The following is a 14,100-nucleotide window of genomic DNA, read 5'->3' as shown; positions in this document are numbered from 1 at the left end:
GTGACGCTGGCTCGCTGTGTCAGCCTTCGCTACTCGACTGACCGTCATTGCCGTCTGCCTCAGACGCAGAGGGGTTCTTCGTCGATGAACTCTTCGAACCTGACTTCTTGGAGCTGGCACGCGTCGACGTCCGTGAGCTGCTCTGAGCGGTACCGTCCTTCGACGCACGCGACGTCGCCGGCTTCGAGGTCGCCTCAGCCTTCGCCGAATCTGCCTTCGCCGAACCCGCCTTGGCTGAATCTGCCTTGGCTGAACCTGCCTTGGCTGAACCTGCCTTCGAGGCACCGGTTGTCGTACCCTTCGGCGCATCAGACTTCGCAGCCTTCGACCCGGTGGCTTTCGACTCAGCAGCCTTCGACCCGGCAGCCTTTGATGCGGCCGCCTTTGGCCCGCCGGGCTTTGAGCCACCCGCCTTCGCAGTCTTCTTTACTGCGGCTCCCTTCGAGGCGCCGGCAGTGGCACCCGAGGCCTCCTTCGCCGCGTCTGTCGTGGCCTTCCGAGCGGTCTCCGGCCCGTCCTTCGACGCACTCTTCGGAGCAGCCTTCGCTGCGCCCTTCGCTGCGTCCTTCGCCGCCTTCTGCACCTCGCGCTTCTTCTGCTGCGACTTGCGGCCGCTCGTCTTCTGACCGGCATCCTGCCCGGCCACGGACGCAACCGTCTTCGTGCGCGGCTGCGCGCGGTGAACACGCACCTTGTGCGGCTTGCGCTCTTCGAGACGCAGTGCGGCGATGAGCTCGACGCCCTTGCTCGTCGACACGAGCACGCGGCGGAACTCCTCCCCGACGAGGTCGATCACGACCGCCGGGCGCGGCCCCTTCAGCACGAGGAAGTCTTTGCCTCCGTGGAACTTCCACTGCCCGACCGCAAGCGTCAGCGGCACAGCAGTGCCGGGGGCTCGAACGCCGCGCACCCAGATCCACGGGTCATCCGTCAGAGAGACCGAGCGGATGCTGTCGCGCGGAATCACAACGGACTCCTTGCGCCGAGCAAGAACTCTCTCTGCCGCGGTCAGCTTGATTTCAAGTCGATCGGAATGCAGCAGAATTGACGCCATACTCCTAGTCTGCCGCGCATATTCCCCGAGCGGGATGGTGAAACCTCACAAAGAGGTAACGCCCAGTTTGAACTCAGCAAATCAGGATGCTGCGCCGGGCAGCATCCGCACCGAAATCGGCTCCTCGATCGCCCGATCTCCCTCACGTCGCACATGGAAGACGGGCCGATTCGGCTGCTCCGCGATCGCCTCGACGAGTTCGCCGTCGCGCATGACGATCGCTGCGTGCTCGTCGACGGCATATCCGTCAGGAAGCTCGCCCGAGGCGACCCATCCGATGTACTTCTCGCGTCGATCCACTTCACCGAGGTAGTGCGGACACCCGCTCCCTCCGATGAATCCCAACCCGTCGCGCAGAGGGGCGAGCGGACCGAATGAGTCCGTGGAGGATGCCTCGAACCAGCAGTTCATGCCCGCGCTTATCCCTGCGAGAACTGTGCCGTTCGCCGACGCTTCCGCGAGGATCGTCGGCAGACCGTGCAACCGCCACACGGCGAGCAGGTTCGCTGTGGAACCGCCACCCACGTAGATGACGTCCTGCTCGAGCAGCATATGCGGATCGGAGTATCCCCACGGGTCCTGGCAGAACAGCGACAGTACGCTCGTCTCCGCTCGCCCCGCGAACGCGTTCTCGAAGCGCTCCCCGTAGATCGCGGCATCGCCGCTCGCGGTCGGGATGAAGCAGACGCGTGGTCGCGCGGCATCCGCCAGCTCGAGGATGTGCTCGTCGATGAGCGACGGCACGTACGGGGCTTCGGAGTAGCCCCCGCCGCCCAGAGCGACGATCGTTCCGCGGGGACGCTCGAGGTTCTGCATCAGCTGGCCCGAGCGGATGCCGCGGCGCGCGCCGCCGCGGGGAGTGCGTCGATGATCCGGCTGACCGCACGTTCGTCGTGCGCCGCCGTGACGAACCACGCTTCGAAGACGCTCGGCGGCAGGGCCACACCGGCGTCAAGCATCGCATGGAAAAACGGCGGGTATCGCCACGTCTGCTGCGCCTGCATATTGGCGTAGTCGACGGGCGGGGTCTCGGTGAACGCGAAGCTGAACAGGTTGCCTGCGCGCTGCACCTGATGCGCGACTCCTTCACGGCTGAGCGCCTCGGAGACCGCGGCTGCAAGAGTGTCCGCAGTCCGGTCGAGGTGCGCGTACACCTCGGGGGTCGCGTTCGTGAGCGTCGCGATTCCCGCGGCCATCGCCACCGGGTTCCCCGAGAGAGTGCCGGCCTGGTAGACGGGGCCGGTCGGCGCGAGGTGCTCCATGACGTCGGCGCGACCGCCGAGCGCTGCGACGGGCATCCCACCGCCGATGACCTTGCCGAACGTGAAGAGATCGGGCCGGTAGGCCGGGCCTTCGCCGGTCGAGAGGCCCCAGTACCCGGCCGAGGTGACGCGGAACCCGGTCAGCACCTCGTCGAGAATGAGGAGCGAGCCGTTCTCGTGGGCGATGTCCGCGAGCGCTGCGTTGAAGCCGGGGTTCGGCGCAAGAACACCCATGTTGGCGGATGCCGCCTCGACGATGATCGCCGCGATGCGGTCCCCGTGCTCGGCGAATGCCGCGCGCACGGCATCCAGGTCGTTGTAGGGCAGCACGAGCGTCTGAGCCGCGATGGGCGCGGGAACACCCGCGGAACCGGGAAGCGCCATGGTCGCCACTCCCGATCCGGCGGCGGCGAGGAGACCGTCGGAGTGACCGTGATAGTGACCGGCGAACTTGATGAGCAGGTCGCGGCCCGTGAAGCCGCGCGCGAGACGGATGGCGCTCATCGTCGCCTCGGTTCCAGTCGAGACGAGGCGCAGCCGCTCGATCGGGCGCACCGCGTCCCCGTCGGCTCCGGCTCCGGCTCCGACGACGCGCTGCTCGACAAGTTCCGCGAGAGCGGTCTCGCTCGGGGTCGAGGCCCCGAAGGAAAGGCCGAGGGCCGCGGCATCCTGAACCGCCTTCACGACCTCCGGGTGCGCGTGCCCGAGAATCGCTGGTCCCCACGAGGCGACCAGGTCGACGAACTCGGCGCCGTCCGCATCGTAGACATAGGGACCGTCAGCCCGCACAAGAAAGCGCGGGGTTCCGCCGACCGATCCGAAGGCGCGCACCGGCGAGTTCACTCCGCCCGGAATCGCCTGCTTGGCGCGATCGAAGAGCTCCTGATTGCGGTGCGTCGCCCCGGACGTGAACTGCGTCCGGCTCGTGTTCTCTGCGGCGCTCACTTGATCCACCTCGCGATCTCGGTTGCCCAGTAAGTCAGAACGGTGTCGGCTCCTGCTCGACGAATGCCGAGAACAGATTCGAGGATGCTCGCACGACGATCGATCCACCCCTGGGCGGAGGCGGCCTCGATCATCGCGTACTCTCCGGAGATCTGGTACGCCCAGACCGGCACGTCGCTCAGCTCCGCGACGTCGCTCAGCACGTCGAGGTAGCTCATAGCGGGCTTCACCATCACGATGTCGGCGCCCTCGGTGAGGTCGAGCGTCGCCTCGCGCAGACCTTCGCGGCGGTTCGCCGGGTCCTGCTGGTACGTGCGGCGATCGCCCTGCAGCTGGGAATCGACGGCCTCACGGAACGGCCCGTAGAACGCCGACGCGTACTTCGCGGCGTAGGCGAGAATCGCGGTGTCTTCGTGACCGGCATCGTCGAGTGCGTCGCGGACAACGGCCACCTGGCCGTCCATCATGCCGCTCAGCCCGAGGAGCTGCGAGCCTGCGTTCGCCTGGGCGACGGCCATGGCGGCGTAGCGCTCGAGTGTCGCGTCGTTGTTCACCCGGCCGGAATCGTCGAGGACTCCGCAGTGTCCGTGATCGGTGAATTCGTCGAGGCACAGGTCGGTCTGGACGACGAGCGCGTCGCCGACCTCGCGCTGCAGTCGTTCGGTGGCGCGGTTGAGGATGCCGTCAGGGTCGGTCGCCTGACTGCCGGTTGCGTCGCGGACTGTGGGGATGCCGAACAGCATGACGCCGCCGAGGCCGGCTTCAGCGGCTTCTTCGGCAGCGCGGACGAGTGAGTCCATCGAGTGCTGCGAGACGCCGGGCATCGAGGAGATAGGAACGGGTTCCGACGCGTCTTCGCGGACGAACATCGGGAGCACGAGATCTGCGGGGTGAAGCCGTGTTTCGGCGATGAGTCGGCGCATCGCGGGAGTGGTGCGAAGGCGACGGGGGCGGATGCTCGGAGGGGTCAATTGTTCTCCAATTCGCGGGGGTGCCAGACGTTGCGTCCGACGTGTGGATCCGCAGGCCATCCTACGTCGCCGGGCCCAACGCCGACTGAAACCCCCGGGGGCTCAGCACAGCTTGGGCCCACCGGATGCGCTCCAGGCAACGCCCCAGAGCCACGCTCCCCCACACTCGTCATCGTCCCGGTTCGCTGGCCGCCGCGCTCACGAGCGCGGCCCGCTATCTCGTCCGGGGTCGTCCGGCTCGTCGGCATCCCTTCGCCCGTTGCGACGGGTCATGTACCCGCGCGAGACGTACCAGGCGGGAGGCGACAGGCGAGGACGTCCGCGCTCGTCTCGCCGCATCGTCCACTCGCCGCGCTCGACGAGTCGGTGGTGGAACCAGCACAGCATCACACCGTTCGAGACCTCCGTCCGGCCGCCCGCGGACCACCCACTGATGTGGTGCGCTTCGGTTAGCCAGACGGGGATGGCGCAGTCGTCTGCCGCACACGTGGGACCGTCCCGCGCGATGAGGGCGAGACGCTGCGCCGGCGTGAAGAAGCGCCCCGGTGAGCTCAGCGCGACGACGTCCCCGTTCGCGTCGACCGTCACCTCCTGCGTGTCGCCATCGCACTGCGCCTGCGCAACGAACGAGAGCGGCAGCAGTGCGGGCGTTCCCGGTGAGGTCGCAGTGCCTCTGCCGGCGTCCACATCGTCACGTCTCACGGTCACGAGAACCGTCGGTCCGCGACCGTGCAGCTTCGGGGCAGAGTCCTGCTTTCCCACTCCGCCGATGATCGCCGTGAAGACGTCCGAACGCTCCTGTGCCTTCGTGCGCTTCTCGAGCTCCTGCCCCGCGTCACGCATCTCTTCGGGCTGCATGAACGTCGGCGATGTGCGCTTCGACATGTAGGCGTCGAACACCGGCGTGATGATCGCACTCTGCTCGGGCGACAGACTGCCGGAGACCCGCATCGATCCATCATCTTGCGGCCGGAAGGTCAGGGAGCGCCGCTCATGCAGCCGCTCAACGCTCGGTTCGATCCCGTCGGGATCCAGTACGGCGCTGAATGCCTGAGCCTGAAGTCGCAGGCAATCGGGCTGCACCGGCGCACCGCCCCCGACTCCCGTCGCATTGCCGACGAGAGTCTTCTCGGCTGCATCGACCTCATCGGGCAGGGCCCGCGGCAGCGTCGGCACCAACGCCATGCTGAGCGCCTCAGCTGCGTCCAACCCGATCGAACCGTCGGCGAGCGCCGTCGCCGTGTGCGGCAGGCGCGGCGGCAGCGGGAGGCCCGTGTCGGAGAGCCGCGTGGTGGTGTGGCGCGCGACACGCGTGTACCGATACGCCGTGGAGTTCTTGACGCCCGTGGCCTTCTCGAAGAGGGAGGTGACAGACGCGCATCCGTGACGAGCGGCAAGCCCCTCGAAGCCCGTATCACGGTCTGATCGGCGCTCCATCTCACCGACGTTGTCGACCTGACGCCCCTCGACGAAGCGCGTCACTGCGCCGAGAAGCGAGACGTAGTGCATTAGACCATCCGCCGACAGCGCACCGGGGCTGACATCGGCCAGAGCGGCGAGCGCGTCGAGCGCGGTCTCCACGGTCGCGCACGCATCAGCGTCGGCCCCGTCGAGGGAATCGCTGAAACTCGCCGCGTCTGTCATGGCACCAAGTCAAGCACCAGCCACCGACATTGCAATGCGAGAAAGACCCGATCAAACAGCAGTTGTGGATAACTGGAAAAATCGGATGCCTGTGGACGACAGAAGCCGCGTTCGGTCAGTGAACGTCTTTGGCGCGCGACTCATTGCGCTCGTCCACGATGCGAATCGCGGACGTGATCGCCTCGCTCTGCTTCGACGAGCGGACGGCCTCGTCGAGGCCACCGGACTCCACAACCCGCACGACGGTGTCGAGCAGCGCCTCGACCGTCTGCCGCGGCGACACGATGTGGACGGTGAGCCCGGCCTTCTCGGCATCCTTCGCTGTTCTCGGCCCGATCGCCGCGATCAGCGTCGCGCTCGGCAGCGGACTGAACTGCTCGACCACCTGCTCCGCGACCGAACCCGACGTCACGAGAATCGCGTTCGTGCGACCGCTCGCGACGTCTTCGAGCACCTTCGGCGTGACGGGTTCACCCACGGTGCGGTAGGCGACCACCGAGCGGACGTCGTGTCCGGCATCGATGAGTCCCTGCGTCAGCACCGGCTTCGCGATCTCGGAACGCAGTGTCAGGAACTTCTTTGGCTCCGACTCGAGCGCCGTGAGCTGCGCGACCATGCCCTTCGCCGAGTTGTCTTTCTCGGGCAGTAGGTCGACGTGGTAGCCGACCGCCTGCAGCGCCGCCGCCGTGGTCTCGCCGACCGCCGCGATCTTGGTCGACTGGGGGATCTTGATGTTCTGGCTGTACAGCACATCGACGGTCGTCGCACTCGTCACCGTGAGCCAGTCGAACTCCCCCGCGACGAGGTCCTCAAGTGCTGCGGAGAGGATCTCCGGCTCGGCGGTCGCGGCGAAGTTGATCATCGGGGCGATGACCGGAGTCGCGCCCCGCTCACGGAGTTCGGCCGCGACGCCGTCGCCCCAGGGGCCACCCCGCGGCACCAGGACCCGCCAGCCCTTCAGCGGTTTGTTCGATGGAGTCGTCATGAATCCCTCAATGGTGCGATGTCGGCCGCGCCCGCGGCCAGGAGTGCGTCAGCCACGGCGGTTCCGGCGCTTTCACCCCGGATCAGCAGTGCGGATGCGTTGCGACGTGCGTCGTCCGACCCCGGCTCAGCGAGCCCGGGGAGCACGGTGCTGACGTCGCGCGTCTCGGTGTGCGTGCGCACATCGGTGCCGTCGAGCGCGAAGACGCTCGCGGTGATGCGGATGCTGCCCTCGTCGACGACCGCGTGCGCGGCGACTGGCGCGGCGCATCCTGCTTCGAGCCGCGCGAGCACGGCGCGCTCCGCACCGGCGACGGCCGCCGCCACCGGGTCGTGGACGGCTGAGAGCGCCCGACGCAGCGGAGCATCGTCCGCGAGGTTCTCGAGGTCTTCCCTGCGGACCTCGACGGCGAGAGCGCCCTGGGCCGGAGCCGTGGGCCACTCGTCGAGATCGAAGTACTCGGTGACGACGTCGGTGAGCCCGAGGCGCGTCAGCCCTGCGGCGGCGAGTACGACGGCATCCAGCTCACCCTTCGTTACGAAGTCGAGTCGTGTGCCGACGTTGCCTCGAATGTCGACGACCTCGAGGTCGGGGCGATGGTTCTTGAGCTGCGCAACGCGGCGCGGGGACCCGGTTCCGACGCGCGCTCCGGTCGGGAGCTCTGCGAGCGTGAGGCCGTCCCGAGCGCAGAGCGCGTCGCGCGCATCTTCACGCTCGGGCACTGCGCCGATCGACAGACCCGGGATGGGCGCCGTCGGGAGGTCCTTCATGGAGTGCACGACGACCTCGCACTGCCCGTCGAGCAGTGCTTCGCGCAGCGCCGCGGCGAACACGCCTGTGCCACCCAGCGTCGAGAGCGAAGCGCGCGTCACATCGCCGTGCGTCGTGACGGGAACGAGTTCGGACGACCCGCCGATCGCCTCGGCAAGGCTTCGCGCAACGCCACCGGCCTGTGCCGTCGCCAGTGCGCTGCCTCGTGTGCCGACCAGCAGTCTGGTCATGGCGTCTGAGTCACCGCCGAGTCGAGCGCGGCGCCCTGCGGCTCGTGGTCGGGCCACGGCCCGAGTGGCGTCATGTGCGGACGCTCGGAGTCCGGAACGCTGTTGATCCGCTCGAGCAGCAGATCGACCAGCCCCGTGACGTAAGCGGGGTGGATGCCGGGCGTCGGCACACGCACGGCGCGCATCCCGTTCTCACGGGCAGACTCCATCGCCTCGTTGTCGAGGTCCCACAGAACTTCCATGTGGTCGCTCACGAAGCCGATCGGCACGATGACGAGCCCGTCGACGTCCGAGAGGTCGGCGATCGCATCGTTGATGTCGGGCTCGAGCCACGGCGTCGCCGGGTTGCCCGATCGCGACTGGTAGACGAGGCTGTGCGGCGCGTCGCTTTCCGCCCCGGCCATGATGGCCTCGGCCACGGCGAGGTGCTGCGCCTCGTATGCGCCCCCTTCGCCGTACTCGGGGCCTGACTCGGTCGCGGCCGCGGTCGGAATCGAGTGCGTCACGAACATGACGTGCGTGTTCTCGGCATCCTTCAGCTCATCGAGCGCAGCGCGGACGCCCTCGACGAACGGGGCGACGAAGCCGGGGTGGTCGAAGAACTCGCGGATGCGGCTGATGCGCACCTCGTCGCGCAACCCGGTCTCGTCGAGCGCGCGCTCGAAGTCCTCGTGGTACTGCTTCACGCCCGAGTAGGACGTGTAGGCGCTCGTCACGATCGCGAGCACGTCGCGCTTGCCGTCGGCGTGCAGCTCACGGAGCGCGTCCGTGAAGTATGGGTCCCAATTGCGGTTGCCCCAGTACACCGGCAGATCGATGCCGCGCTTCTCGAGCTCGGCCTCGAGAGCCGCCTTGAGGTCGCGGTTCTGCTGGTTGATGGGAGAGACCCCACCATGGTGGCGGTAGTGCACGGCGACCTCTTCGAGGCGCTCCTCGGGGATGCCCTTGCCGCGCGTCACGTTCTTGAGGAACGGGATCACATCGTCCTGCCCCTCGGGGCCGCCGAAGCTGGCGAGTAGAACGGCGTCGTAGCTCACGACAGCACCTCCGGAACCTCTGATGTCTCGATGCGGCGGCCCGTGTAGAACGGGACCTCCTCGCGCACGTGGAGCCGCGCGTCGGTGTAGCGCAGATCGCGCATCATGTCGACGAGCTCGTACAGCTCGTCCGATTCGATCGGCAGCACCCATTCATAGTCGCCGAGCGCGAACGCCGCAACCGTGTTCGCGATGGCGCCCCGGAACTGCGCGCCCTTGCGGCCGTGATCGGCCAGCATCCGCGAACGCTCCTCGTCCGGCAGCAGGTACCAGTCGTAGCTGCGGACGAACGGGTAGACGACGATCCACTTCTTCGGCTCGAGGCCCTTCAGGAACCCGGGCACGTGACGCTTGTTGAACTCTGCGTCGCGGTGGCAGGCCATGGCGTTCCACGTCGGAAGGAGGGGCGAGAACAGGCTCGTGCGGCGCACAATGCGCAGCGCTGCCTGGATGTCCTCGGCGCGGTCACCGTGCAGCCACACCATGAGGTCGGCGTCGGCCTTGAAGCCCGACACGTCGTAGATTCCACGAACCGTGACACCGCGCTCACCGACAGCGCGAAGTGCGTCGTCAAGCTCGGAGACGGCTCCGTCACCCGCGGTGACAGGCGAATCAGGATTGCGGCGGAAGACAGCCCAGAGCGTGTACCCGCTGAGGGAGGAGTCTTCCTGCGCCGAGGGGGTGGCGTCGTGGGGGTGCGACGTGCCCTCAGCCGAAGCAGGAGGTGTCATGGATCCATACTCTCTCAGTCCATGCGAGAGAGCAAAACCGATGCGCCCCTACTTGACAAGCGCTCGAACCACGGCGAACACGCCGAGTCCGACCGCCGCGGCGACGCCGACGGCACCCGCGACGAGCGCGCCCGGGTTCTGCTCGCGCAGACGCTCATAGGTCGCCTTCGCCTGCTTCGGCACGTTGAGCTTGTCTTCGATCGCGTCGAGCGCGGCCGAAAGCTCTTCACGAGCCTGCGCGGGCGTGGGCAGCGGCTTGTCAACGGTCATAGTTGCCGACTCCCTTCACGGCATCCATATCTTGCTTCACGCTCTCGACGGGGTTCGGGTCTTTGCTGATCTTCTTGAAGTACGAGAGACCGACCAGCGCGAGAGCCACCGCGATGAGCACGAAGACGACGAAGACGATGAGGGCCGCAAGCCACGGCGGCACGACGAGGGCGAGTGCCAGGATGCCGACGGCGACAAGCACACCGATCGCGAAGTACACGAAGATGAGCGCCCCGACGAAGAATCCTGCGCCGATGCCGGCGTACTTCCCCATGTGGATGGCCTTGGTCTTGGCCTGCTCGATCTCCGCCTTGATGAGATCGGTGATGAGCTCCGGCAGAGACCGGATGAGGGAGATGAGCGATTCGTTGCTGCGGTCAGCCATGGATACCCCCGCTTAGTTGCGTGACGACGAAGACGGACCGGACTTCTTCGAAGACGATGCGCGCGCCTCCTTGGCGCCGCGCTCAGCGACGTCGTCGAGCTCTTCGGCGGTCTTCTTCGCCGTCGAGATGGTCGAGTCAAGCTTCTCACCCGGCGTCGCGTCGGAGAGCACCGTACTGGCGACCTTCTTCACGCCGCTCGCGATGACCTGCGGAACCTCGGAGATGCGCGCCTTGGCGAACCCCTCGACCTTAGCCACCTGCTTCTGCACAGGCTCAGTGTTCCAGATCTTCTCCCACCCCGATCGGATCTGCTCGTAACGCTTGCGTCCGGCCCGGGCTCCCAGCACATAGCCGGTTGCGAGTCCGGCGATGAACAGCACTTTCCCCTTCATGTCGCCTCCTGTCGTCGCGTCGCGAATGTCTCCAGCGTAACGCCCTCGGCGCGATAGCACGACGGGTGTTCACAGGTCGCTTGATTTGCTATGCCGATTTGGGCATGTACGGATGCCGTCAGTCGACGTCCAGCACGTCCGCGACGATGCGGTGTCGAATGCGTCCGGCGGCCGCCACGGCATCCGGAATCACCGACGCGAGTCCGGTACCGCTGAGCCATGCTCCGGTGACGTCGAGGCCGGGGAGCTGCTCGATCGCCTCGCGCACCGCTGCGGCGCGGTCGGTCTGCCCGGCGAACGCGCGCGGCAGCGTCGACTCCCACGAGGTGCGCAGCGCGTCGACGACCTGCTCGGGAGCGATGTCGACGCCGAGAAGAGCGGACATCTCGGTGCGCGCGAGGTCGATCACCTGCTGATCGTCGAGTCCGTCAAGCGGACTCGCCTCGCCCTGGCGTCCGAACGAGACGCGGACGATGTGTCGGTGCGGCGTGTCGAGGGCCCGGGAGATCCACGACCACTTCGCGGAGCTGTGCGTCAGGGCCTTCGCCGCCCGGCCGGCCGACGTCGCGGTCAGTACGCCCGTGCCCCGCGGATGCGCGTCGAGCTCTGCGCTGTCGATCGCGAGCGTCACGATGTCGACGCGCGGCGCCTGTGCGGGAGCCGGTGCCGAGACGGCCGGCGCGATCGAGGTGAGAAGTGCGGATGCCGCGGCCTCCGGCGCTGCGACGATGACGGCATCCGCGTTGAGTACCGACGTGGCGCCGCCGACCGCCGTGCTGCCGGGTTCGTCGTCCCGTCCGTGCGGCTCGTCGCCCGTGCCCGAGGAGCTCTCCGCGATGGGCTCACGCGGTGACGACCCCGATGCCGACGCGTCCTGCGTCTCGTCGCGCACGGTCACGCGCCACTGGTCGTCGCCGACGTTCTCGATCGCTGTCGCCGCCACCCCCGTGCGCACGGTTACCTCGTAGTTCGCGAGCGTCTGCGCGAGCGCGTCGACGAGCACGCCCATCCCGCCCGCGAACCCGCCGACCGCGGAACCGGCGGGCACGTTCTCACGGAGCACTCCGACCGCCCCGGAGAGCGACCCCGAGACCGTCAGCGCGTTGTTGAGTCCGGGTGCGGCGCGGGCAACGTCGAGCTGCGATGGATCGGCGGAGTACACGCCGTTCGTGACGGGTGCGACGAGCAGGTCGAGCACCGCCCGCCCCATGCGGGAGCGCACGAGCGTGCCGAGATTGCGTTCGGTGCCGATCGTGAGCACGGGCTTGACGCGGTCCATGTAGGCGCGCCAGGCGCCCTTCCAGCCGATGATGCGGCGCACGTCGTCGGCGAGGGGATTCGAGGGGATGCCCAGGATGCCCGCCTTCGGAAGCGGTGCCGCGGAGCCGCCGAACGCGAGCCACGCACCCGCGGGGTTCGGTTCGATGACGCGGTCGGCGAGCCTCAGCTCATCGATCAGCTCGCGCACCGCACCGCCGCGGGTGGCGAAGCTCTCCGCCCCGGTGTCGACGCCGATTCCGGCGATCTGCTGCGTGCGGATGCAGCCGCCGAGCCGGTCGCTCTTCTCGAGCAGCGTCACGCGAACGCCGATGCGTGCGCACTCGAAGGCCGCCACGAGTCCCGCGATGCCGCCGCCGATGACGACGACGTGCCGGTCTGCGGGAATCTGTGCGGTCATCGGCTGTGCACCAGCTGCACGATGCGCGAGAGGACATCGGGGTCCGTCTCGGGCGGCACACCGTGGCCCAGGTTCACGACGTGGGCGGGTGCGGAGTCGCCGCGGCGCATCACATCGTTCACGTGTTCCTCGAGGACGTCCCACGGGGCGAACAGCTGCGCAGGGTCGATGTTGCCCTGCAGCGGCACGTCACCGCCGAGTCGTTCCGAGGCGACGTCGAGCGGCGTGCGATAGTCCACGCCGACCGTATCAGCGCCCACCTCGTGCATGGTCGTGAGAAGCTCACCGGTTCCGACTCCGAAGTGCACGACCGGAACGCTGTGCGTCACCCCGTCGAGTTCGTACTCCAGGTCGTGCACGTGCTCGAGCACGCGGGCCGAGGCCGGTGCGACGTGTTCGGTGTAGTCCTCGAGCGAGAGGCTCCCCGCCCACGAGTCGAAGAGCTGCGCGGCGGATGCGCCCGCGAGCACCTGTGCTCGCAGGAAGCGTCCGGTGACCTCAGCGCACCACGCCATCAGGCGCGACCAGGCGACCGGATCGCTGTGCATGAGCGCGCGAGCGCGGATGTGGTCCTTCGAGGGGCCGCCCTCGACGAGATACGCCGCGAGCGTGAACGGTGCGCCGGCGAAGCCGACGAGCGGGGTGGCTCCCGGCGCCCCCGGAATGCCCTGGAGCCCCTCCACCGTGAGCCGCACGGCCTCGATGACGGGCTCGAGCGCGGTGTCCAGCTGTGCCGGATCGAGGGCGACGAGCGCGTCGATCTCGTCGCTCGTGCGCACGGCGGCATCCATCACCGGGCCTCGACCCGGAACGATCTCGACGCCGACGCCGACGAGCTTCAACGGCACGACGATGTCGGAGAAGAAGACTGCGGCATCCACACCGTGACGACGCACCGGCTGAAGGGTGATCTCGCTCGCCATCTCAGGGTTGAGGCACGCGTCGAGCATGGCCGTGCCGACGCGCAGCTCGCGGTACTCCGGCAGCGAGCGGCCCGCCTGACGCATGAACCAGACCGGTGTGACGTCGGGCCGGTCTCCGCGATAGGCGCGGATCAGCCGAGAATCATGAGTGAGACCCGCTGCGAGCGGGTGACGAGAGTCGAGGTGCACTCGCTCATTGTCTCAAACTCCCCCGGCGATGTGCGGCCTGTCGTCGCCCGCATGCGCGTCGTTCACCAACTCAGGGGCCTCCCCCGCGGTGCGCCGCCAGCGATCGCCGCGCACATCCGTGAAAGTCAGAGCCGCAACCGGGCCCTCACCCTCTGAGGCGACCTCCTGCGTGTGATCGCCGGGCAGAACGTGCGCGATGCGGAGCGTCTCCCCCGAGGGCAGCACCGCTTCGAGGTTGTGAAGAGGATGCCGCGAGGCGTTCGCGACCCGCAGCACACCGTCGCGCACCCACGCCGAGACCCGATCGACGTGCACGCGCTTGTGCGCGATCCATTCGCGCCGCTCACGCTTGTGCCGCTCGGTGCGCTCGCGCCTGATCTGAATGAACGCCACCACGAAGGCCGCAATCGTGCCGATCGAACCGACCCACGTGGCGATGTCCCCGAGAATGTCCCCGTTCACCGTGATCGCCCTCCGCTCCGCCCGTACGCCAGGGTTGCCGAACACCTTAGCCCAGGCCTCGAGGAGCGCTCACCTGCCGCGACGCACGCCCAGAGAGCACAGCGCACACATGACGTTGTTCTACACGGCATAGAAGATTTGCACAGGTCTCGCGGGTTATCCTAGAGCGC

Annotated in this window: 15 protein-coding genes; all 15 read right to left on the bottom strand. The window is 67.9% G+C overall.

Annotation, left to right across the window (positions count from 1 at the left end):
* Positions 1 to 19: 19 nt before the first annotated feature.
* The 15 genes from ACSAGD_RS00580 to ACSAGD_RS00510 all read right to left on the bottom strand — a co-directional run bounded on the left by ACSAGD_RS00580 (position 20) and on the right by ACSAGD_RS00510 (position 13,930).
* Positions 20 to 1,054, bottom strand: coding sequence for a hypothetical protein (locus tag ACSAGD_RS00580; RefSeq protein ID WP_437583761.1), 1,035 nt, complete (start codon positions 1,052 to 1,054; stop codon positions 20 to 22).
* Positions 1,055 to 1,135: 81 nt separating this feature from the next.
* Complete coding sequence (locus tag ACSAGD_RS00575) at positions 1,136 to 1,870, bottom strand: Type 1 glutamine amidotransferase-like domain-containing protein (protein ID WP_437583760.1); 735 nt, start codon at positions 1,868 to 1,870, stop codon at positions 1,136 to 1,138.
* Positions 1,870 to 3,261, bottom strand: coding sequence for a glutamate-1-semialdehyde 2,1-aminomutase (gene hemL / locus ACSAGD_RS00570; RefSeq protein WP_437583759.1), 1,392 nt, complete (start codon positions 3,259 to 3,261; stop codon positions 1,870 to 1,872). Before hemL ends, ACSAGD_RS00575 begins: the two co-directional genes overlap by 1 nt.
* Positions 3,258 to 4,232 carry a porphobilinogen synthase gene (hemB, locus tag ACSAGD_RS00565; protein WP_437583758.1) on the bottom strand — a complete coding sequence of 325 codons (975 nt, stop codon included), beginning with the start codon at positions 4,230 to 4,232 and terminating at the stop codon, positions 3,258 to 3,260. The genes hemL and hemB overlap by 4 nt, the downstream gene beginning before the upstream one ends.
* Before the next feature lie 198 nt (positions 4,233 to 4,430).
* Positions 4,431 to 5,876: a DUF222 domain-containing protein gene (locus ACSAGD_RS00560; protein WP_437583757.1), complete on the bottom strand. Its 1,446-nt coding sequence runs from the start codon at positions 5,874 to 5,876 to the stop codon at positions 4,431 to 4,433.
* A gap of 115 nt (positions 5,877 to 5,991) precedes the next feature.
* Complete coding sequence (locus ACSAGD_RS00555) at positions 5,992 to 6,861, bottom strand: uroporphyrinogen-III synthase (protein ID WP_437583756.1); 870 nt, start codon at positions 6,859 to 6,861, stop codon at positions 5,992 to 5,994.
* Positions 6,858 to 7,862, bottom strand: coding sequence for a hydroxymethylbilane synthase (gene hemC, locus ACSAGD_RS00550; protein ID WP_437583755.1), 1,005 nt, complete (start codon positions 7,860 to 7,862; stop codon positions 6,858 to 6,860). The genes ACSAGD_RS00555 and hemC overlap by 4 nt, the downstream gene beginning before the upstream one ends.
* Positions 7,859 to 8,899 (bottom strand): ferrochelatase, encoded by a 1,041-nt coding sequence (locus ACSAGD_RS00545; protein WP_437583754.1) that lies wholly within the window; start codon positions 8,897 to 8,899, stop codon positions 7,859 to 7,861. Before ACSAGD_RS00545 ends, hemC begins: the two co-directional genes overlap by 4 nt.
* A complete protein-coding gene (gene hemQ / locus ACSAGD_RS00540; protein ID WP_437583753.1) occupies positions 8,896 to 9,630 on the bottom strand; it encodes a hydrogen peroxide-dependent heme synthase in 735 nt (244 codons plus the stop codon). Before hemQ ends, ACSAGD_RS00545 begins: the two co-directional genes overlap by 4 nt.
* Before the next feature lie 48 nt (positions 9,631 to 9,678).
* On the bottom strand, positions 9,679 to 9,900 hold the full coding sequence (locus ACSAGD_RS00535) for a DUF3618 domain-containing protein (RefSeq protein ID WP_437583752.1): 222 nt from the start codon (positions 9,898 to 9,900) through the stop codon (positions 9,679 to 9,681).
* Complete coding sequence (locus tag ACSAGD_RS00530; protein ID WP_437583751.1) at positions 9,890 to 10,285, bottom strand: phage holin family protein; 396 nt, start codon at positions 10,283 to 10,285, stop codon at positions 9,890 to 9,892. The genes ACSAGD_RS00535 and ACSAGD_RS00530 overlap by 11 nt, the downstream gene beginning before the upstream one ends.
* Before the next feature lie 12 nt (positions 10,286 to 10,297).
* On the bottom strand, positions 10,298 to 10,678 hold the full coding sequence (locus ACSAGD_RS00525; protein ID WP_437583750.1) for a hypothetical protein: 381 nt from the start codon (positions 10,676 to 10,678) through the stop codon (positions 10,298 to 10,300).
* A 118-nt stretch (positions 10,679 to 10,796) separates the two neighbouring features.
* Complete coding sequence (locus tag ACSAGD_RS00520; RefSeq protein WP_437583749.1) at positions 10,797 to 12,356, bottom strand: protoporphyrinogen/coproporphyrinogen oxidase; 1,560 nt, start codon at positions 12,354 to 12,356, stop codon at positions 10,797 to 10,799.
* The gene (gene hemE, locus ACSAGD_RS00515) at positions 12,353 to 13,468 is read right to left on the bottom strand and encodes a uroporphyrinogen decarboxylase (protein WP_437583748.1); all 1,116 of its coding nucleotides are present in this window, start codon (positions 13,466 to 13,468) and stop codon (positions 12,353 to 12,355) included. The genes ACSAGD_RS00520 and hemE overlap by 4 nt, the downstream gene beginning before the upstream one ends.
* 12 nt (positions 13,469 to 13,480) lie before the next feature.
* Entirely contained in the window at positions 13,481 to 13,930 is a 450-nt protein-coding gene (locus ACSAGD_RS00510) for a hypothetical protein (RefSeq protein ID WP_437583747.1), read from the bottom strand.
* Positions 13,931 to 14,100 lie beyond the last annotated feature (170 nt).

The sequence above is a fragment of the Paramicrobacterium salitolerans genome, from assembly GCF_051513965.1.
Classification (GTDB): Bacteria; Actinomycetota; Actinomycetes; order Actinomycetales; family Microbacteriaceae; genus Paramicrobacterium.
This window is presented reverse-complemented; position numbering and strand designations above follow the sequence as displayed.

Bases quoted from the DNA above. Each gene is read 5' to 3' on its own strand.
- ACSAGD_RS00575 (WP_437583760.1), bottom strand. From the start codon at position 1,870: ATGCAGAACCTCGAGCGTCCCCGCGGAACGATCGTCGCTCTGGGCGGC.
- hemQ (WP_437583753.1), bottom strand. From the start codon at position 9,630: ATGACACCTCCTGCTTCGGCTGAGGGCACGTCGCACCCCCACGACGCC.
- ACSAGD_RS00520 (WP_437583749.1), bottom strand. From the start codon at position 12,356: ATGACCGCACAGATTCCCGCAGACCGGCACGTCGTCGTCATCGGCGGC.
- ACSAGD_RS00530 (WP_437583751.1), bottom strand. From the start codon at position 10,285: ATGGCTGACCGCAGCAACGAATCGCTCATCTCCCTCATCCGGTCTCTG.
- ACSAGD_RS00525 (WP_437583750.1), bottom strand. From the start codon at position 10,678: ATGAAGGGGAAAGTGCTGTTCATCGCCGGACTCGCAACCGGCTATGTG.
- ACSAGD_RS00580 (WP_437583761.1), bottom strand. From the start codon at position 1,054: ATGGCGTCAATTCTGCTGCATTCCGATCGACTTGAAATCAAGCTGACC.
- hemC (WP_437583755.1), bottom strand. From the start codon at position 7,862: ATGACCAGACTGCTGGTCGGCACACGAGGCAGCGCACTGGCGACGGCA.
- ACSAGD_RS00555 (WP_437583756.1), bottom strand. From the start codon at position 6,861: ATGACGACTCCATCGAACAAACCGCTGAAGGGCTGGCGGGTCCTGGTG.
- ACSAGD_RS00535 (WP_437583752.1), bottom strand. From the start codon at position 9,900: ATGACCGTTGACAAGCCGCTGCCCACGCCCGCGCAGGCTCGTGAAGAG.
- ACSAGD_RS00560 (WP_437583757.1), bottom strand. From the start codon at position 5,876: ATGACAGACGCGGCGAGTTTCAGCGATTCCCTCGACGGGGCCGACGCT.